Below are 21,672 nucleotides of genomic sequence, written 5' to 3'. Positions count from 1 at the left end.
TTATATTAAATCAACATCTTTCATATCAAAACCCAAAAGAAAATCTGAAACAGACATTCGTTTTTTTCCTTCAAGCTGCATTTGTAAAACTTCAATCCAACCATCTGAAGTTCCAAAGTACAATTGATGATTTTCAATTTTGATTTGCCTGTTGTGATTAAGACCATCAAAATGTGGAATAACATCATATAATTTTAGAGACTTTACTTTGCCATCTTTAATAATTTCTGTCCATGCGGCAGGGTAGGGTGAAAGCCCTCTTATTTTATTATATATAGCAGCAGTACTATTTGCCCATTGAATTCGACAATCTTTTTTGAAAATTTTTGGCGCATCTTTTAGTTCACCACTAATTAATTCAGACTGTGGCTTGCCAATAGCTTTTCCATCAAAAATATTGTGAATTGTTTTTACCAACAGTTCGGCACCTTTCACCATTAGCTTGTCGTGTACCATTCCTGCATTATCAGCTTTATCAATTTCAATCTCTACCTGATCAATTATATTTCCGGTATCAATTTGTTTCTCTATAAAAAAGGTAGTTGCTCCGGTTTTTGCATCTCCATTTATAACGGCCCAGTTAATTGGAGCCGCTCCTCTATATTGAGGCAAAAGTGAACCATGTAAATTAATTGTACCAAGTGAAGGTTTTGCCCAAACTATTTCGGGCAACATTCTAAAAGCAACAACAACATAAAGCTGTGCATCAATTTTATCCAATTCCGCAATGAATTCAGGATCTTTCAAATTTTCTGGTTGAAGAACAGGTATGTTATTTTCAAGGGCAAAGTTCTTAACCGCAGAAGCAGTAAGTTTTTGTCCTCTTCCTGCAGGGCGGTCTGGTGCAGTAACTACTGCGGCTACTTCAATATTTCCCTGAATTATTTGTTTAAGGGATTCAACTGCAAAGTCAGGAGTTCCCATGAAAATAATCTTTTGTTGCATGCTGCAATTTTAAGAATATACAGGAAGTTATAAAAGAAATAAGATGCCTTTCAATCAACAAAATTTAAATCTGAAAAGCATTCTTGTTTTGTATAACTATATCGTCAAGAAAGAAAAACCTGAATTAACGGCCATTACCTCAGGAGCATTGATTGTTATAATCGGAATTTTTTGATCATTGTTAATCATCTCTTCTAAAAATTTATGGAACATAGCACGAATACCTTGTGAGAAATAGGCAGCAGCAATTAAGTCTGCATCAACTACTCTTGCGTAATCCATCAATTCTTTTTCATACGAATCTTTTCCAGGTAAAGTCACCATATTGTGCTTTACATTATTTTGGATCAGGTGTTTTCTAACGATAGCCTGATTTGTTTTCATATCTCTCAACAGCCATTCGTCAGCACCTCTATAACCAACCAAGTGAATTGTAGCATCATACTTCTCTGCCAATGAAGCGGCAAAGTGAGTAATTTGTACACTTTCTTTTTGGAAGCTAAATGGCATTACAATGTCATTGATCTCTGTTTTCTTTTGATGTTCTTGTGTAAGAATAAAAGGAACAGAAGAATTGGCTACCACTTTCATGGCATCACTTCCAAAAAACTTTTTCAATCCTGAACTACCATGTGTTCCCATTACAATAACAGAAGCGCTGGTAGACTGAGCAAATTTGTTGATATCCTCAAAAATGTTACCCACCATTACTTTATACTCAGTAGTTTTTTTCAAATTCTCAGGTAAGTTCTTTACAAAATCAGAAAGCTTAAGCTCAGCCGCTTTTGATTCTTCCTTCTTTTTAACAATATGTAATAACATAACCTGTCCACCACCTGTTTCAGCTAATTGATGTGCATAGTGAAATGCCTCTTCAGTTACAGGAGTAAAGTCGTAAGGAACTAAGTATTTGTCAATGGTAAGATTGTCCATAGGGTTTTAATTTTTGCATTGTCGCAATTAAGCAACAGTCAAATATATCAAATTAATTTTTGGATGCAGTCAAATTTAATTGACGTTTTCTAAAGTAATATATCAAGTATCCTCCACTTCCAATTCCAAGCGCAATAAAGTAAATGTATTCAACCCACCAAATACTTACAATGTCCCATTTCCATTTTTCAATGAACAAATAACAAGCAACAAGGTAGATGAGAATTGAAATTAACTCAATAATAAAGGAGTGCATTGTCTTTCCCAATGCGGATACTGAATGAAACAGTACTACAACAACAGCAAAGATCACGATAGAACCACTAACAAATCTCAAAGCGTCTACACTGTCTTGAATTATTTGAGAGTTTGCCGTTGGGTTACGCTCAACAATTTGAATCATCCATTCAGGATATAATACTGAACCATGAAATAATGCTACAATACTTAAAAATGAAAGCAATCCAATTTTAAATTGAATGGATGGTATTTTTTGCTGCTCTTCTCGTCCAACCAAATTACTTACATATGTTCTGGTGGCCGAAGCAAATCCAAATATTGGCACAAATGCTATAAAGTACATATACCTAATGTTATGTGCTACTTCTAAATTCTCAGTACCTAGATGTTCAATCATACTAAAAAATATCCACCAGGTAGATAATGAAACTACTCCTTGAAACATCAATGGATATGATAACTTGATTAAAGGCAAGTAGATGTACTTATTGAGTTTAAGTTTGAGATTGTAATTAAATTGTTGGTAAGCTTTGCCTTTAATAGCAACATATAATAGAAAGAAGAATGTGACAGCCTCTGCAATAGAAGAAGCTATGGGTGCTCCTTTCATTCCCAGTTGAGGCAATCCAAGTTTTCCAAATATCAATCCATAATCAAGCAAGATATTTGTCAACGCCATAATTAGAGTAGAGGTAATAATGATGCGGGTTTTTCCCAGCCCAATAAAAAAAGCAATCATTGTCACTTGCAAGCCTGCAAAGAAAATTCCCCAACTTCTGTAATGGATAAAATCAGACATGGCAGTTCCGATATCAACTGATTTTGTTGTTGAAGATATCAGTATGTCTGCAAACAACTGAAATGCGGCAAAAATAAGCGTTGTCAAAAGAATTTGTAGAAACTGGGCATTGAATAATGTCAATCCAATTTCAGAAAACTTCTGCTCGCCATATTTTTTTGCAATGGTAATTTGTGCGCCATCAGCAAGTCCTCTACACAACATAAACAAAGCCATGTACATTAAGCTTCCATTACCTACAGCAGTGTAGGCAGTATTACCAAGTTCGCTAACAAATGCACCGTCGGTTATAGCTATAACTGACTGAACAAAAGTTCCGAACATCAATGGTAAAGCAATGATCAATATCCGCTTATAGCTTAATTCCAGCATTTTCTATAACACTTGAATAACCAAGCCTTTTAAGTATTCACCTTCTGGATGTGCTGCATTTATTGGATGATCTGCCGGTTGATGTAATTGTTCTAGAATTCTAACTTCTCTTTCTGCAGCAATGGCCGCAGCGATAATAGTGTTAGTAAACAATACTTTATCAATTACTTGAGAACAAGAAAACGTAAAAATTATTCCGCCTGGTTTAATTTGGCGCATGGCATGTGCATTTAAGCGCTTGTATCCTTGAACTGCATTGTGTTTCGCACTTCTATGTTTTGCAAAAGCCGGTGGATCAAGAATGATAATGTCGTAATCCTCTTTAAGGTCTTTGATAAACTCCATTGTATCAGCAACAATCGATTCATGTCGCTTTTTATCAAAATCAGCTAAAGCCACATTTTCATCTGTTAAATCAATTGCTTTTTGTGAGGCGTCCAATGAATGGGCCAAAGTAGCTTCATTATTCAAAGCAAAAATGCTAAACCCACCTGAGTAACAAAAGGTATTAAGTACTTTTTTACCTTTTGAATATTTTGCTAGCAAGGCTCGGTTTTCTCTTTGGTCAATAAAGAATCCTGTCTTTTGACCGGTAATCCAATTGATGTAAAACTTATTGCCATATTCTTTTGCTACTAAAGGAACTTCAACTTCTCCATGAATAAATTGATCTCCCATGTAATTCACGGTATCTTTTGGCAATGTTGATTGAGACTTTAGATAAATGCTTTTTAGTTTATCTCCATATACTTTGACCAAAGCATTTTTTATATGCTCAATATCATTGTACATCCCTGAACTGTGACATTGTACTACCAGATTATCTGCATAATGGTCAATGATAAGTCCCGGTAAATAATCACCCTCAGCATGAACCAGACGATAAATGTTTGTTTCAGAATTATCTGTTAACCCTAAAGATGACCTTAGATCATAAGCACTTTTGATTTTGTCAAAATACATTTGAGCAATGTCATTAACTTCATCAAAAGATAACATTCTAACTGCAATAGAACCTCCTGAATAATGTCCAATACCTAATTTTCTCCCTTTATTGGCTATAACTTCAACCCAATCGCCTTCTTTAATGCTTTGGTCTAATTCTTTGATAGCACCTGAAAATATCCAGGGGTGTTTACGGATGATGGACTTATCTTTGCCCGGTTTTATTCTTACTGTTAACATGCTTAATAAAAGTGAGGGACAAATTTACACCTAAATTCAATTAGCGAGCCCATCATTGTTAACTTTTAAGAAAAAATTAGTATTATTTGAACCTAGTTGCCAAAATTTCGTCTAAGTAATTATAATAGAAAGGTTTGTTTAGAAAAATTGTTTTACATATAACAATGTTATTTGTTGCGTTTCAGCTATATGCGCAGCAAACTTCACTTGCTGAATATAAAACATATAACGCTTATCATGACGAAGCTGCGCGTTATCAAAACCTTAATCTGGATTCTGCCCAAATGTATATGGACAGTTGTATGATGATTGCCAACGAAATGCAGTCGGATTACTATGTCGGTAAAACCTATCAATTATACGCCAGGGCCAAATTTTACAGTAATCAAATAGATTCAGCCATTTTATATGGAAACTATTCAATGGAGATGTTAAAGGAGTATCCAGATTCAATTGAATATTTTTTGGCAGAATACAACCAAGGTAACCTTTTGTTAGCTAAAGGAAATCACATTGAAGCGCTTGTGCAATTTAAGAGAGCGGCAAACATCATTGAAGACAATTTTGAACAATATGTTATTGTTGATGAAGAAATGGTGCATTTGAACAGGGCTTATTGCTATGCAAGTATTGGTATTGTATTAGACGATTTGGATGATTACGAAGGAGCGTTAGAGAGTTATAGAAAATCATTGCGCTTATCGCACCGAGTAGAAAGTTGGGAAAGTGAAGTATTAAGATCTGCTGTTCTCAATAATATGGGGATTTCGTATTTGAATCTCAATAATTTTCAACAGGCTGAAAGCTATGCTATAGCCGGAATGGAGCAAAAGAAAAAACTTAATCAGGAGAGTTCAATTGGATACAGTTATCAGTTGCTGGCCAAGATAGCATATGAAAGATCAAAATATGATTTGTGTTTGCGTTACTTGAAAGAGTCGGATGAGAAATTCAGCATTCTAAATAATTCCGACGAAATGCATAAAAATGATTTTTTAAGAGCTGAGTGCTATTATAGAATGGGTAATTATGATAAATCCATGGAGAAACTAAAGCCGCTGGAAGAGATTTATTTAACAAGGTTTACAAAAGATGATCAAGCAGAGTTTTACGAACTGATGGCCAATATATATCAGCAAAAAGGTGATTTGGATACGTCCAATGATTATTTGAGGATAACCTTAAAACTCAGAAAAGAGATCTATTTGAGCAATGATAAAGGGTTTGTGACAGAGTTTGTAGATTTTATTGAAGATGAGGAAGTTCAACTTAATAACAGAATTCAGAGCTTAAAAAATAAACAGGAAAAAGAAAAATTAGAGCTACAGATTAAAAATGATAGAGAAAAAGAAGTTTGGATTTATACTTTGTTCTTGGTTTCAATCCTATGTTTGATCATAATTATAATGGTTATTGCTAACGCATTTAGAAGGAATAAAAGAATCAATGCGGATTTAAGTAATTCAATTGAAGAAAATAAAATATTGTTCAGAGAAGTGCATCACAGGGTTAAGAATAATTTCCAGATTATTTCAAGTTTGTTGAGTTTACAACAGGGAATAGAGGAGGATGAAAGAGGTAAAAAGGTTTTGACAGACGCGCAGGGAAGAATTCAATCTATGTCGCTTGTGCATGAAATGCTTTATCGTAAAAATGAGGTAAAAAGTATTGATTTTGCTGATTATACAAATGAGTTGATTGGAATGGTGATTGGCTATTATGTTGAAGATTTTAATCAGGTAAAATTCAGTGTTGATAGTAATGTCAAAAATATGGACCTTGAGCTGGCTATCCCAATAGGTTTGATTATCAATGAAGCTGTGACCAATTCAATTAAATATGCATTTGATTCTTATGATGAAGCTGAGATAAATGTGAGTTTCAACCAAAATGGTCAAGGTAAATATCACTTATTAATTACTGATAATGGTAAGGGTATTCCGGAAGAATACCTGAACGGTAAAATTGAAAGTTTGGGGATAGAATTGATCAGTATATTAAGTGAACAGCTTGGAGGCGAAGCTAAAATCACAAATACAGATGGAACAAAGATAGAATTGGAGTTTTAATCTAATTTCTACTTCCAAAAATTGCACTTCCAACTCTCACCATTGTACTACCTTCAGATATTGCAATTTCATAATCTCCACTCATTCCCATAGAGATAGTAGTAAATTCAGTTGCGTCTGAAAAATGTTTGGTCTTTAAATGATCAAAGATTTTCTTCAAGTCATGAAATTCTTCTCTTACTTGTCTGGTGTCTGAAGTAAAAGTTGCCATTCCCATAACTCCACAAACTTCAACGTTTTGCATTGAATTGAATTCGTCACCATTCAAGTATTCAATAGCTTCTTCCAGAGAGAAACCAAATTTTGAACTTTCCTGAGCAATATGAAATTGTAAAAGCACTTTTTGAACACGATTAAATTTTTCGGCTTGCTTGTTTACTTCAGCTAATAGTCTAGGGGAGTCTATTCCGTGAATAAGATGAACAAAAGGAGCAATGTATTTTACCTTATTTCTTTGTAAATGACCAATCATGTGCCATTCAATATCTTTAGGTAATTTTTCAAATTTATCAGCAAGTTCAAGCGCTCTGTTTTCACCAAATGCGCGTTGACCGGCATCATAAGCTTCTTGAATCATTTCAATAGGCTTAGTTTTGGATACCGCAATTAATTGAACTTCCTCAGGTAAATTGTCTTTGATTTGAAGTAGATTGTCCTTAATCATGTTTCAAAGATATAAAGCATCTGAAACATATTGTCAGCAATTTCGGTAAGAATTACATCTCCAAAATAATGAATTCGGTTCGTCTGTTTTGTTGATGCTCCAATTCTGAGCAATCAATACCATCTGAGCAGTGATTAATCAATTTTGATTCACCATATCCTTTTCCGGTAATTCTATCCGGATTTGAGATACGCTTTTTAATATAATCAGCAGAAGCTTTTGCTCTTCTGTCAGATAAGCTTTGATTTTTCTTATCTGAACCTCTTGAATCAGTATGAGAACCCAATTCAATTCTCATATTTGGATTGTCATTCATTACCTGAACAATTTTGTCTAGTTCAATTGCAGCATCTGGTCTGATGATTGCCTTATTGTAATCAAAGTAGATAGGATTCAAATCAATAATTTTAGTAAGATCATTACCTATTTCAACTTTTTCCATTTTAACATCTAAATCTTCAAATACATTGTATCTACCTTCTTTATCAAATAAGACATTGAAAGTTACTGTTTGTGCCAGGTATCCCGGTCTGGTTAATGTAATATTATAACTTCCTCTGTCTTCCAATTTTTTGTCAGGTAAAGGAAGGTTGAAAGAACCTGAAATATCGGTAATGGTGCTGTCTTTGTATTTGTCAATCATGTTGTCCAATATCACAATTTTCACACTGTCCAAAGGTGTTTGATTTTTTGCATCCTTCACCAAAAGAAATAATGAAAGGCCAGGATCTTTTTCAAGCACAAGTGTAGTGCTAAATATCTCTTCTTCACCAAAGGTCTCAACCATTGATTTATCTTCAAAATAACCTTCTTTTGTACCAAAAAATTCAAATTTGTTTTCAGGATCTACTAAAACAGAAAACTTACCATTTTCATCACTTGTAAAAGTTTCAATTTCTTCAGTGTCTAAATTTTTCATTTGAACAGATACATTGGCCAGGATATTACTGTCTTTATCCATTGTTACCCCTTCAATTGATTTTTTTATTAGACCAAATGAATAGATGTCCATCATTCCAAAACCACCATTTCTGTTTGACGAGAAATAACCACCTCTACCATTACTGTTCCAGCTGATGTAAATGTCATCTCCTGTAGAATTCATTGGATACCCCATATTTTGTGGTGCACTCCAATCATTTCCTTCTCTTACTGAATAAAAGAAGTCATATCCACCTGAGGAGTTATGTCCTTTAGAAGAAAAGTACAATGTTTTTCCATCAGGAGTTAGAAAAGGTGCGTCTTCATCTTCCTCTGAATTAATTCTGAAACTAATTGGTTTTGGATTAGACCATGTTCCACTTTTATTTTCACTTATGTATAAATCTAAATTTCCGGTTTCTGATCTTGCACTAAAAATGAAAGTTTTCATGTCTCTTGAAAAAACTCCATGTGGTTGAAAGTAGTAGCTCCCAAATTCTGCAGGTAATGGTTTTAAATTATTAAGACGATCTTCAGACATGGTAGATATCCAAATTTTATTCTGATAGAAAACCAATACACTGTCTGTTCCAAATACCTTTCCTACTACGCACTGATGAGTAGTTTGTTCAATACTTGGATTAAAAGTGGATGCAACAGATTCTTCTAAGTCAAAGTAATAGATGTTTTCAAAAAACATATTATCGGCATCTCTTCTTTCTGAATCATAATCTTTGTAACGCGCATTGTAAAGTAAAATCCCCATATCATCCAGGTACACTGGTGTGTATTCAGATTCAATACTATTGATGAAGAAATCCATGTTTTCCACTTTGTATGGCTCATAGATAGTTTCTTGATTGTTCATTGCATTAAGGCAATACCTGATACTTTTATCAACATCTTGCTCTATTTCACTTGTTAAAGTGTACTTTTTAATTCCGTATTCTTTGAAGAAATTGTAGGTTTTAATAGCCTCTTCATGTTGCTCTTGAAATCGCAATACATTGGCTTTGTTGTAATAAATTAGATAATTGGTGTCTTCTTCAATGTTTGTTAACTGTCTGTCGATATACATGGCAGCTGAATCATAAACCTGATAGACATTTAAATAAATATCAACTATTCCTTTTAAAGCTTTTTTGTTATTTGGTTCCAGGCTTAATACTTCTTTGTAAGCCTTTAAAGCAGGTGAAAAGTCATTTCTTTTATGAAATTTTTCAGCTTGCATCAATGATTTTCTTGCGCTTTCTTGCCCATTAACTCCAAAGCCAAAAATCATCAAAACAACTATTGATAGTAGAATTCGTGCCATTAAATTTGAATGCTTTACTTTACTAAACTAACTTTTTAAATGCAATTATTCCCCATAAACATTTAAAAATCTAATTGGTTTTACGCAATTTATTCAAGTATGGATACAATTAAATTTCTGCCTGAAGCATGATCTCTAAATTCTCCTAAATAAATCCCTTGCCAGGTTCCAAGTGCCAATTTACCATTCACTATAGGAATAGAAATTGAAGTACCTGTTAATACTGATTTGATATGTGCAGGCATATCATCTGCTCCTTCAAATACATGTTGGTAATATGGTTCATTTTCCTTGATGTTTCTGTCAAACCAGTTATTCATGTCCATTAAAACTGTCGGGTCTGCATTTTCATTAATACATATTCCGGCAGAAGTGTGTTGAATAAACAAATGAAAAATTCCTTGTTGAGGTAAGTCAGGAATATTGGATAAAATTTCTCTGGTTATAAGATGAAATCCTCTTGATTTACTTTCTAATCGGATGTTGAATTGTTCCATATCCTTTTAATGCTGTGAAATTGATGAGTATAGTCATTAAAGTCTTTTCTAAAGATTCCTTTTTCGTCATAAGTGTCAATACGCACGTATCCTGCAGCATGAATAATTTCTTTCTCATTAATAATTATTCCTACATGATGCACGGTACCCTTTTTGTTAATAAAGTACATCAAGTCGCCTATTTTTCTGTCATTGTAATCAACTCTTTGTCCAACCTCACATTGCTGCGAAGCATCTCTTGGTAATTGAATTCCGTGAATTTTAGCAACCATTTGTGTTAATCCACTACAGTCTATACCAAAGATTCCTTTACCTCCCCACAAATAAGGTGTGTTGAGATAAAGTAAGGCGGTGTCAATAAATGATTCAGAAATGTCAGGATTAACGAGTAGGGTAGTGCATTCTTGATCTCCCAGATAAAACTTATCGTCTTCAATAAAAGGTAAGTTAGAACCAAAAATGATGTGCTGTTTCCCTAAAGGGCCTTCTATTGGAAGTATTCCAGTGTTGACAGTGTCATGTTCCACATTAACTCCTTTTTGGTAGGTAGATTCATCCACAAAGTACAATTGCTTAAAATCCATGTACCCTTCATAATCATCAGCAGGAAAGTAAATTTTGGCCCATGGCTTTTCCAGTGAAAGAATTTTGACATAATCTCCAAAAAGTAGTTGCGTCACAATTTCGGCTTCATCACTTGCTTGGGCTCTAACCGGTGCAATGGAAACCTGACAAATTCCGTAATCTGTAATCATTTTAATGAGGTTTTAATTTAAGCAGTGGTTTTTCAATAAAGTAGTAGCTAATTACTGATGTTAGTATGATCACCGCTAAGCTTGAAGATAAATATAAAATACCGATCAAAGGACTTGATAGATTTAATTCCAGAAAATAATCCAACAATAAATACATCACTATTAAATGATACATATATAAACCATAGGAGATTTTGCCAAGAAAATTAAAGACGCTAATCTTTCCAAATTTAAAAAATGAATGTTCTCCTCTTACTTGATCCAGAATGACAAATCCAAAAAACAAACTCAATACAAACCTTTCAAAAATTACAGCTTCTCCAATAAATATTTTATTCTTGGCAATACAAATACCTAAACCTAATAGATAAATAGCAATTACCCAGATTAGCTGAAGTGATTTTAATTTTTCTAGCCATTTCTTTCCTTCAAATAGTGAAAGTCCGATAAATGCACCTGTAAGAATATCCTGACAAACAGCCAAAGTGTGATAATAAAGCACACGTTCATTATCCATATAAAGCCATCTGAAAACAAATGCGCCTATATAGAGAATGATAATTAGATGGATCAATTTAATTTTTTTAAGTTGATGAATAACCACAAAAATCAAACTCCAAAAAAGATAAAATTGTTCTTCAACAGCTATTGACCATGGAGATGTAAGAAAGTTGATTGAATCCGTAGCTCCCACATTGATTTCATCAAAATTGGCTAAAAAGGCAACATACATTAATGGGTTGTGGTTGGTACTATAGCCATCAATTATAAGTGGAAATATGACAAAACCTATCAAAATCACAATAAAATACAATGGCCAAATTCTAAGTGTTCTTCTAATTAAAAAATTCTTTAAAGAGAATTTCCCCTTGTATTTGATTTCGTGTAGTATGAGATATGTGATTAAAAAACCTGAAAGCACAAAGAAGAAATTCACTCCCAGGTGTCCTTTGTCAACAATTACGTATAGCTTGTCAAAGATCCAATTGTCTTTGATATCCGGAAAATAACCTTTTAGGTCTGCGAAAAGATGAAAAATAAAAACGCTAAAAGCCGCTATAAATCTAAGGGCATCTAAGTTTTTAAAATGAACCACCGGGAAATTTTTATGAGAACTACTGCCCAAACTTTTGCTTTGTTTAATTTTGCTATCAAATTTAAAGGATTTTGGAAAATTTAGAAACATTTGACGTTGCCATCATTGGTGGTGGAATAGTTGGAGCAGCAACTTTCTATAAATTACAATTGCGTAACCCAGATTTAAAGATAGTGCTATTAGAGAAAGAAGAGCGTCTAGCGGCTCATCAAACAGGACACAACTCAGGAGTAATTCACTCAGGATTGTATTACAAACCGGGATCTTTAAAAGCTAAAAACTGTGTTAAAGGCAGACATGAATTAGTTGCTTTTGCAAAAGAAAACAATGTGGATCATGATGTTTGTGGTAAAGTTGTTGTGGCTACTAAAGAATCTGAATTGCCTTTCATGAATAAGATCTTTGATAATGGTTTAGCTAACAATACAGAGGGAATTGAAAAGATAAATGCTGAGCAAATTAAAGATATTGAGCCTTATGTAGAAGGAATTGGTGGTATTTGGGTACCGTGTACAGGAATTATAGATTTTGTTGGTGCTACAGAGAAAATGGCTGAGATTGCTTTAGCTAAACAAGCCAATTCAAAATTGATGTTGGGGCATGAGGTAATAGAGATACAAGACTTGGATAATGGGCACATCATTGTTACAGATAAAGCAAAAGTTCAAACTAAAAGAATGATTTTCTGTGCAGGTTTACAAGCAGACAGAATGGCCAAAAAAGATGGCGTTAAGCTCAAAGAAAAGGTAGTTGGATTTAGAGGTGATTACTATGAATTGACGGATGAGGCTAAACATAAAGTGAAGAATTTGATCTATCCTGTTCCAAATCCTGATTTTCCATTTTTAGGTGTGCACTTTACACGAATGACTAATGGTGAAACAGAATGTGGACCTAATGCAGTGTTTACTTTCAAGAGAGAAGGGTATGGCAAAACAGATTTCAGTTTTAAAGACACTATGAATGCTTTGAGTTATGGTGGAACTTGGAAGTTGTTTTTTGGAAATATGAAGTTTGGTATCAATGAATACAGAAGAGCTTTTTCAAAAAGATTGTTTTTAAAAACCCTACAAGGCTTAATTCCTTCTTTGGAAATGGAGGATTTAAAACCTGGTAGATCCGGTGTGCGAGCACTTTTGTTAGGAACAGATGGTGATACTAGAGATGATTTTAGAATTGAACATACTGAGAATTCAATTCACGTATTAAATGCTCCATCTCCTGCTGCAACTGCATCATTGGCAATTGGTGAATATGTTGCTGAAATGGCAGAAGAAAAATTTGGATTAAAAGCATAAAAAAAGACGAGAGGAAAATTGCGAGGAGAAGGGGAAGTGACGCTATTTCCTCCCGTCGGCACGAATTAGTTAATCATTAACTTTCCGCTTTTTACAAGAGATCCTGATGAGTATACATAATAGTAGTAAACGCCATTGTTTACACTATCAACATTGATCTCCTGCTGATCCATATAAATGGATCTGGTTAACTGTATGCTACCATTTTTATCGACTAATTGAAATATTACATTTTGCTCGTCCGTTTTGAGCGAATAGTTAACAAATATTTTTTCTACTGCAGGATTAGGATATAATTTGAAATCATCTACATCTACAACAGGAGGCATTAAAGGTTGTACCATACCGTTTCCACCAGAACCACCATTGCCGCCGTTATTTCCATTTTCATCATCAATATTTCCTGATAAATCATCATCACCATTTGGTCCACCATTTCCATTTCCCGGGTTTGAAGAATCTACGCCGTCTTCATTGTTTCCATGACCATTATTACCATTGTCATTTCCTCCACATCCACCTGAGCCTCCATTGTTTCCGTTACCGTTGTTTCCACCACAATTTCCACCGTTGCCATTTCCGTTACCGTTATTTCCATTGCTACCGCCATGTGGTCCATCATCTCCATTTCCACAGCCACCGCCGTTTCCGGGATCGTCATTACCATTGTCGTCATCATCATCTCCGCCTGGAGGATTGTCATCACCACTTCCATTTCCGGGATCATCATTTCCATTGTCATCATCATCTCCTCCTGGTGGGTCATCATCACCATCATCACCGCCACCACCATTATCGTCTCCGGGTCTGCTAATTGGATCGTCAATCGGATCATAAGGATCATCTCCTCCGCCAATAGGATCTCCGGTTGGATCGAAAATGACTACGTCGTCATCTCCTTGCTGTGAAATTGGATCACCCTGGGGTTCAATAAAATACAATGAATCACGAACGCCTTCGCAACCAACTGCGCTTACAATGTTATATACTAAAACAGCATCTGCATATCCACCTGATCCTACCATATATTGGTACCAGGGTAAATTAGATGTTGTATTTCCGGTAGAAGGGTCGTATGTGCACCAAAATGGATCTCCGTTTATGGTCATATTAACCGTGTAAACCAGATTTCCATTTTGGATGTCATACGTGGTGTCAGTAAAAAATAAATCGGGTACGTCGCAGGGCGCGTCGTTTTCGACACCATTTGATGCAAAAAGGGGGCTGATTGATATTGAAACAAGGAAAAGAAGGGTTAGCACTTTCATAGGGGTTGAGGTTGGTTCAAAGTCCTTTGAATAAGTTTGTAACAGCCACCCTTAATGTAGGTTTATGTTTAGTTCAAAGGATAAATTGGTTGGTTTCTCCTCATAAGTTAAGAAGAATTAAAACCCTTGTCAATGGAAAAAGATCAATTATTCGACAAAGACCTAAAAGGTTTAGATAAATCTAGTTTTCGAATAGATTACTATGAGTGCATAATAAAAATATGCTGATTATCAGAATTTTAGCCTTGCTAAAGGAACTGTTTCTTGTCCTACAAAGTCGTGCTTAAGATATTTGTGATACCCAGCTATGGCTATCATCCCGGCATTGTCTGTACAAAATTCAAAAGGCGGAATAAAAGTCTTCCAGTTTTTCTCTTTTCCTATCCTTTCAAGTTCACTTCGCAATAAAGAATTGGCAGAAACACCTCCCGCAATAGCCACTTGATTAATTTGATATTTGTTACAAGCCTTAATCAGCTTATTAAATAAAGTCTTTATGATGGTGTGTTGAAAAGAGGCGCAAATATCGTTTAGATTATCCTCAATAAAGTTAGGGTCTTGTTCAACTTCCTTTTTCAAAAAATATAACAATGCTGTTTTGAGCCCACTAAAACTATAATCGTATCCTTTAATACTGGCAATTGGAAATTCAAATCTGTGTGGATCACCTTCTTTAGCATATTTGTCAACCAATGGTCCTCCCGGATAAGGAAGTCCTAAAAGCTTTGCTGCTTTATCAAAAGCTTCTCCTGCAGCATCATCTAATGTTTCTCCTAATATTTCCATGTCAAAATAATCTTTGACCAAAACTATTTGTGTATGTCCTCCTGAAACGGTTAGGCAAATAAATGGAAATTGAGGAATTTCATTTGCTCCAGTTTTAATGAAGTGAGCTAAAATGTGAGCTTGCATGTGATTAACATCAATCAAAGGAACATTTAAAGCTTGACCGAAACTTTTTGCAAAAGATACTCCTACCAAGAGTGAACCTAATAATCCCGGACCTCTGGTAAAAGCAATTGCATTAATTTGATTTTTCTCAATTCCTGCTCTTTTTATTGCTGTATCTACAACCGGAATAATGTTTTGTTGATGGGCTCTGGATGCCAGTTCTGGAACCACTCCTCCAAACTCTTCATGAACCTTTTGTCCAGCAACAATATTAGATAACATTTTACCGTTTTTCAGTATAGCTGCTGATGTATCATCACAAGATGATTCAATTCCTAAAATAATGATGTCTTCTGCCGCCAAAATGATTATTTTTATACCAAATATTTCGAGATCTCAAAACTACGCAAAATACTACTTTGGACATCAAATGTCATATATGTTTTAGCAGAGCTAATCATGTTTGTGTTGATTTTCCTGGTATTAGCGATAAGAACATCCTGGTTTCAAACCTGGTTGGCTCAACAAGCAAGTGCTTATTATTCAAAAGAATTTGGGACGAAAGTTTACATTGAAGAGGTTGATATTAATCTTTTTGATCAGGCCGATATAAAAGGAGTTTATCTTGAAGACATAAAAAAAGACACCTTCCTTTACACAAAAGCGATCCATATTGATATTGCTGATTGGAGCTTAAGAGATGAATTTGTTGATATTTCTAATGCTACCCTAGATGAGGGACATATTCATATGAAAGTGTATGAAGGTGATTCTACCTTAAATTTTCAGCACATTGTTGATTATTTTGAATCTGATAGTGAAGATACCACCAGTTCAAAATTCAAAGTAAAGGTTGAATCTTTTAATTTAAATGATATGCACTTTGTCTTTGATGATCAAAATGCAGATTCTACAAAAGGTATGGATTTTAGCCATATCGATTTAATGCACTTGTCTGGAGGTTTCTCAAATTTTGAACTTTTTGGTGAAGACATTGGGGTCACCTTAGACGACTTAGAGTTTATTGGCAGTTCAGGATTGACTTTGAGCAATTTATACACGGATGTAAAATTCAATAGTAAAGGTGTCACCTTAAATAATCTGAAAATTGGATTAAATCGTACTTATCTAGCCGCAGAATATTTACAATTTAAAACGCCTAATGGAGGAGAAGATTGGGGCGATTTTGTCAATAAAGTTCAAATCAATTCCAAGTTTAAAAAATCAGTGTTATACATTCAGGATTTATCATACTTCGTTCATGATATCTGGGGAATGGAAGGTAGAATAGATATCAATCAATTGACCACTTCAGGCGCGGTTTCAGGAATGAATATTAAAGAATTGGATCTTGATTTGTTGGATACTACTAAAATCAAAGGATCATTCATTATACCAAAACTTGGAGACATTAATAGTACGCTATTTCAGGAAAACATAGCATTATTCAGAACCTCAATTAGTGACATTAGAAAAATGAGGCTTGATCGAATTTTAGATGCATCAGGCATAAAGACTTTGGAGAAAACATTGAATCAATATGCTGCCGCGGATGTGGTTGAATTAACAGATGGTAGTATGATTGGATATATTACCGATTTTGTTGTTGACGGTAAACTTACATCCGGTATAGGAAATGTAGATTTAGATAGAGGTTTGAAATTTAAAATGATAGATGATCTTTATTACTACTCTAGTTCTGAAAATGATGAAAAAGGAAACATCATTGTAGAGAATTTAAACATGGGGGCTATATCCGGAACAGATATTTTGGATATGGTTAGTGGTACCATCCATTTAAAAGGAAGAGGTTTCAATGAAAAGAATCTAGACGTAGAATTTGACGGAGATCTTCATCAAGTAGGTATTTATGGATATGAATACTCAGGGATCTATGTTAAGAATGGTCATTTTACCAATAACAAATTTGTAGGTCAAATAACGGTAGATGATGATCATCTGGCCTTATTGTATGACGGTTCGGTAGACTTAAAAGGGCAAATGCATTTTCAATTTGATGTACGAATTGATAGTGCTGCTTTAGATGAATTGACGGGTAAAAACAAAGAGATACACCAACAGTTAGTTTCTAAAATTAAGGTTGATATTACCGGAACTGATATCAATAAGTTCTACGGTAAACTAGAGTTAGATGATTTTAATTACAATGATGGGAAGGTGGCATTGCAAATGGATAAGCTGACGCTAGATGTGAGTAGAAATGAAGAAAATGATACAATAAAACTGCGATCACCTTACATAGATTTCGATTTGTATGGTAAGTATGACTTAAATGATGTTGGACATGCGGTGGTGGAGCAATTTTCTTACGTAATGTCCAATTTGATAAAGGTTGACTACAAAACTGAAATGAAGGATTATAATGAGCATTATGAACTGTCCGTCAATCTTAAAAATGTCAATCCTTTGATGAAGTTTGTAGATGAAAATATTTTCATAGGGGAGAACACTGAAGTAAAATCTGAATACAATTATGCAGACAAGAGTTTTATTTTAGATGTTAATGCTTATGAACTAGGTTATCAAGGAATTAAATTCAAAGAAGTAAAAATTGAGAATCACATGTACAGTGAAAAGGTGAATTTAGCGTACATGGCAGATTACGTGCAAGTGACAGATAGCTTTGCTGTATCAGATATGTCTCTTGAGTCATATATTCAGGACAATAAATCAACTAATCTATTTGCCTGGGAAGGAATAGATAAATCTGAACCTGCATTGTTCGCTTTTGAAACTAGTATTTTAGAAGATCAAAGTATTTTAACGGCATTCAGACCTTCATTCTTTTATTTAAAAGGACATAAGTATGATGTAGAGCGTCAGTCAGAGGTGTTGGTGCATGAAAAAGAAATTGCCATTAGAGGAATGAAGATCTCCCATGGCAGTCAATACGTTGGCTTGGATGGAACTATTTCTCAAAATCCGAATGAGTGGTTGAATTTTCAGGTGCATGATTTTAACCTGGCCGATTTGAATGATATTATTGGTGATGTGGTGATTCTTGACGGAATACTCAATCTTCAGGGTAGAATAGCCGGTTTGTATGAAGATGTTAAAATGGAAGCCCAGTCTAGTATTGATGGTTTTGCATTAAATGAATACGAAGTTGGAGAAGTTGCCTTAACGGCCAGGTATAATAATGAGATCAAGAGTATTGCTTTAAACGGAGACTTGAGAAGAAACAAGGCAAGAACATTCACATTTAAAGGAAACTACTTTTTAGATAGAGAAAAAGAGAATATTGATATCACAGCCAATTTTACCCAAACAGACATTAGTTTCTTAAGTGCGTTTGAAGATCCTGAATTGTACACCAACATTCAAGGAATGCTTGATGGTAAACTTCTAATCAAAGGTGAACTTGATAATCCAATAATTACCGGAGCATTGGATGTTGTAAATGCAAGAGTAAAAGTGCCAATGTTCAATGTATTTTTTGGAGCAGGAGGAAAAATCAAATTCAGTGATGGAGAAATTATTGCTGATCACTTAAGGGTGTTGGATCAAGAAGGTAACAAAGCAGATGCACAACTTCAAATTTACCACTACGATTGGGCAGATTGGGTTTATAATGTGAATTTAGACATGGACGTTCCTGGATTGTCAGATAAATTCCTGGCCATGAATACTTATTACAAAGAAGGAGATTATTATTATGGTAAGGCATATGTATCTGGTTATGTAGCTATTTCTGGTTTTGGAGACCAAACAGAAATTGAGGTGAATGTTAAAACCAAGGAAGGGACAGATCTAGTTCTTCCAATGTATGGTAGTGGTGAATTATCCGAAAATTCATTCATCATTTTTGATGAAGACTATTTCAAGCCGGATAGTTTAAAACAGAATAGCAATGAAGATCTTCAAAATGTTAAACGTTATGGTTTAACCATGAATATGGAGTTTGATGTTACCAGAGCAGCTCAAGTTAAGATAGTTTTTGACCCAGTTTTAGAAGACCAAATAGTTTCAAGAGGTGTTGGGCATCTAGCCATCAATATTGATGATTTTGGAGATATGAAAATGTTTGGGGAATATGTCATCAAGAACGGAAGATATGATATGCGCATCAAGCAAGTGGTTGATGAAACATTCAAACTTAAAGAGGGTGGAACTGTCAGTTGGACAGGAAATTCTGAAGATGCCAACATTAATCTGGCAGCACAATTTGAAAGAAATACATCTCTTCAGCCAATTATTCCTCCTGAAACAGGCGCAAATAGAGGAAAGGAATTAGTACTAGGAGAACTTAGAATGAAACATACATTGATGAGCCCTAAGCTGGAGTTTGATATTTTGGCTCCTAATACGGATCAGTTAGGTGAAACAGCTTTGATGGAAGTACGTGCAGATGGAGATGAATTGAATAAACAGTTCTTTTCATTGTTGCTTTTCAAATCTTTTATTCCGCGTTACGGAACAACAGGGGGAAATAACGCCATGGCATTATTAGAATCTCAAGTAAATGCACTACTAAGTGGGATGTCGGAGAATTATAATATTCAAGCGGGTATTTCAGATGAATCTAAAACTATAGGTTTTGAAACTAAAATTACTGACCAAATTACAATTTCTACTGCTGTAGGTGTTGCCAATAATGATGGTTCTGAAGGTTCTGGAGATTTTGTTGGAGATGTAAATGTAGAATACAGATTGAACGACGACGGTACCTTTACTATGAATTTCTTTAACGAGTCTAATACGTCAGCTTCTGCAGAGTCTGGAAAATATACGCAAGGAGTCTCTTTACACTACCAGGAGACATTCCATACAACTAAACAATTTAAGTTGTTACAGACATTCTTAAACATATTCAGAAAGAAAGAAAATAGGGTAGATGTGAAAAGTGGAAATACAGGAAGACGAGTAAAGGTTCCACCAATTGAAACAGATTCTACCGGAACTAATTAAATTTGCAACATGAAAAAAGTATTAGTAGCTAATAGAGGCGAGATTGCCTTAAGAATAATGAAAACTCTTAAAAGGATGAATATCCAAACAGTAGCTGTTTATTCTGATGTGGATGAAGATGCTCCATTTGTGAAATTTGCTGATGAAGCATTTTGCATTGGTGAAGCAACTCCTTCAGAAAGTTACTTAAACATGGATAAAATTCTTGAGGTTGCTATAACTACTAATACTGAAGGGATTCATCCTGGATATGGATTCTTGTCTGAAAATGCAATTTTTGCTGAAAAAGTTGATAAAGCCGGAATCAAATTCATAGGACCTTCTATTGAGGCAATCAAAGTAATGGGAGATAAATTGGATGCAAAACAGGCTGTTAAAGCTTTTGATGTGCCAATGGTTCCTGGTACTGATGAAGCAATTACAGATATCGCAGAAGCTAAAAAAATTGCAGCAGGTATTGGATACCCTATATTGATCAAAGCTTCAGCCGGTGGTGGAGGTAAAGGAATGAGAGTGGTTGAAAGTGAAGATTTATTTGAGGAACAATTTGATCGTGCAGTTTCAGAAGCAGTTTCTTCATTTGGAAATGGAGCGGTATTTATTGAGAAATTTGTACAACAGCCTAAGCATATTGAAATCCAAGTTTTGGCAGATGCTCATGGTAATGTGATTCATTTGAATGAAAGAGAATGTTCTATTCAAAGAAGACATCAAAAAGTAGTTGAAGAAGCTCCATCTCCAGTAGTTGATGCGGCTTTAAGAGCCAAAATTGGTGAGGCTGCCGTTAATGTTGCCAAATCTTGTAATTATGAAGGAGTAGGTACTGTAGAGTTTTTGTTGGACAAGGACAAGAATTTTTATTTCCTGGAAATGAATACACGTTTGCAAGTAGAGCATCCGGTTACTGAACAAATTACAGGATTAGATTTAGTTGAACTTCAAATTCAAGTTGCTAGAGGTGAAGAGTTATCACTTAAGCAAGAAGATGTTGGACTCAATGGGCATTCAATTGAAATTAGAGTTTACGCAGAAGATCCGGAAAATGACTTTTTACCTGATTTAGGTAAGATTGTGAAATATACAAAGCCAAAAGGATTGGGAGTTAGGGTTGATGATGGTTATACTGAAGGAATGAAAATTCCTTTGACTTATGATCCAATGATTGCTAAACTGATTGTTCACGGTAAAGATAGAGATGAAGCAATTGAAAGATTGTTAAAAGCCATAGATGAATATGAAATTATTGGTTTTAGTACAACTTTAGGATTCTGTCATTTTGCAGTGGATCATGAAGAGTTCAGAAATGGAAACTTTACAATTAACTTCGTTGGAGACTACTATAAGCCAGAAATGTTGAGAGTAGAGTTACCTGCTGAGGTAGGTGAATTAGCTTATGAAGTATTGAAAGAAATCAAGCAACAAGCAATTCCGGTTCAAGAAGATCAGCATTTTTCAGCATGGCAAAAAAGAAAATAGGTCACTGATTTCTCAATGA

15 protein-coding genes are annotated in these 21,672 nt (G+C 34.7%); 4 read left to right on the top strand and 11 right to left on the bottom strand.

Features of this window, described 5'->3' with window-relative positions; translation table 11 throughout:
- The 4 genes from fmt to K6119_RS03800 all read right to left on the bottom strand — a co-directional run bounded on the left by fmt (position 1) and on the right by K6119_RS03800 (position 4,474).
- The gene (gene fmt, locus K6119_RS03815) at positions 1 to 945 is read right to left on the bottom strand and encodes a methionyl-tRNA formyltransferase (RefSeq protein ID WP_237828087.1); all 945 of its coding nucleotides are present in this window, start codon (positions 943 to 945) and stop codon (positions 1 to 3) included.
- A gap of 96 nt (positions 946 to 1,041) precedes the next feature.
- Positions 1,042 to 1,878 (bottom strand): universal stress protein, encoded by an 837-nt coding sequence (locus K6119_RS03810; protein WP_221835521.1) that lies wholly within the window; start codon positions 1,876 to 1,878, stop codon positions 1,042 to 1,044.
- 52 nt (positions 1,879 to 1,930) lie between these two features.
- On the bottom strand, positions 1,931 to 3,289 hold the full coding sequence (locus tag K6119_RS03805) for an MATE family efflux transporter (RefSeq protein ID WP_221835519.1): 1,359 nt from the start codon (positions 3,287 to 3,289) through the stop codon (positions 1,931 to 1,933).
- A gap of 3 nt (positions 3,290 to 3,292) precedes the next feature.
- Positions 3,293 to 4,474, bottom strand: coding sequence for a class I SAM-dependent rRNA methyltransferase (locus tag K6119_RS03800; protein ID WP_221835518.1), 1,182 nt, complete (start codon positions 4,472 to 4,474; stop codon positions 3,293 to 3,295).
- Positions 4,475 to 4,638: 164 nt separating this feature from the next.
- On the opposite strand from K6119_RS03800, the gene K6119_RS03795 reads away from it, so the two are divergent.
- The gene (locus K6119_RS03795; protein ID WP_221835516.1) at positions 4,639 to 6,543 is read left to right on the top strand and encodes a tetratricopeptide repeat-containing sensor histidine kinase; all 1,905 of its coding nucleotides are present in this window, start codon (positions 4,639 to 4,641) and stop codon (positions 6,541 to 6,543) included.
- Position 6,544: 1 nt separating this feature from the next.
- Here K6119_RS03795 and K6119_RS03790 read toward each other — a convergent pair whose 3' ends face one another.
- The 5 genes from K6119_RS03790 to K6119_RS03770 form a co-directional block, all read right to left on the bottom strand.
- Positions 6,545 to 7,207, bottom strand: coding sequence for a YggS family pyridoxal phosphate-dependent enzyme (locus tag K6119_RS03790; protein WP_221835514.1), 663 nt, complete (start codon positions 7,205 to 7,207; stop codon positions 6,545 to 6,547).
- Between the two features lie 52 nt (positions 7,208 to 7,259).
- Positions 7,260 to 9,443, bottom strand: coding sequence for an OmpA family protein (locus tag K6119_RS03785; protein WP_221835512.1), 2,184 nt, complete (start codon positions 9,441 to 9,443; stop codon positions 7,260 to 7,262).
- An 89-nt stretch (positions 9,444 to 9,532) separates the two neighbouring features.
- A complete protein-coding gene (locus K6119_RS03780) occupies positions 9,533 to 9,940 on the bottom strand; it encodes a secondary thiamine-phosphate synthase enzyme YjbQ (protein WP_221835510.1) in 408 nt (135 codons plus the stop codon).
- Positions 9,916 to 10,695 (bottom strand): C40 family peptidase, encoded by a 780-nt coding sequence (locus tag K6119_RS03775; protein WP_221835508.1) that lies wholly within the window; start codon positions 10,693 to 10,695, stop codon positions 9,916 to 9,918. The genes K6119_RS03780 and K6119_RS03775 overlap by 25 nt, the downstream gene beginning before the upstream one ends.
- Position 10,696: 1 nt before the next feature.
- A complete protein-coding gene (locus tag K6119_RS03770; RefSeq protein ID WP_221835506.1) occupies positions 10,697 to 11,791 on the bottom strand; it encodes an acyltransferase family protein in 1,095 nt (364 codons plus the stop codon).
- 71 nt (positions 11,792 to 11,862) lie between these two features.
- On the opposite strand from K6119_RS03770, the gene lhgO reads away from it, so the two are divergent.
- Positions 11,863 to 13,089 carry an L-2-hydroxyglutarate oxidase gene (gene lhgO, locus K6119_RS03765; RefSeq protein ID WP_221835503.1) on the top strand — a complete coding sequence of 409 codons (1,227 nt, stop codon included), beginning with the start codon at positions 11,863 to 11,865 and terminating at the stop codon, positions 13,087 to 13,089.
- Between the two features lie 65 nt (positions 13,090 to 13,154).
- Here the strand turns inward: lhgO and K6119_RS03760 are convergent, their stop codons facing one another.
- On the bottom strand, positions 13,155 to 14,357 hold the full coding sequence (locus K6119_RS03760) for a T9SS type A sorting domain-containing protein (RefSeq protein WP_221835501.1): 1,203 nt from the start codon (positions 14,355 to 14,357) through the stop codon (positions 13,155 to 13,157).
- A 231-nt stretch (positions 14,358 to 14,588) separates the two neighbouring features.
- Positions 14,589 to 15,611 (bottom strand): tRNA (adenosine(37)-N6)-threonylcarbamoyltransferase complex transferase subunit TsaD, encoded by a 1,023-nt coding sequence (gene tsaD, locus K6119_RS03755; protein ID WP_221835494.1) that lies wholly within the window; start codon positions 15,609 to 15,611, stop codon positions 14,589 to 14,591.
- A 96-nt stretch (positions 15,612 to 15,707) separates the two neighbouring features.
- Here tsaD and K6119_RS03750 point away from each other — a divergent pair, with 96 nt between their 5' ends.
- On the top strand, positions 15,708 to 20,177 hold the full coding sequence (locus tag K6119_RS03750; protein WP_221835492.1) for a translocation/assembly module TamB domain-containing protein: 4,470 nt from the start codon (positions 15,708 to 15,710) through the stop codon (positions 20,175 to 20,177).
- 9 nt (positions 20,178 to 20,186) lie between these two features.
- Complete coding sequence (locus K6119_RS03745) at positions 20,187 to 21,653, top strand: acetyl-CoA carboxylase biotin carboxylase subunit (RefSeq protein ID WP_221835490.1); 1,467 nt, start codon at positions 20,187 to 20,189, stop codon at positions 21,651 to 21,653.
- The last annotated feature ends 19 nt before the right edge of the window (positions 21,654 to 21,672 follow it).

The sequence above is a fragment of the Paracrocinitomix mangrovi genome (genome assembly GCF_019740355.2).
Lineage (GTDB): Bacteria > Bacteroidota > Bacteroidia > Flavobacteriales_D > Crocinitomicaceae > Paracrocinitomix > Paracrocinitomix mangrovi.
This window is presented reverse-complemented; position numbering and strand designations above follow the sequence as displayed.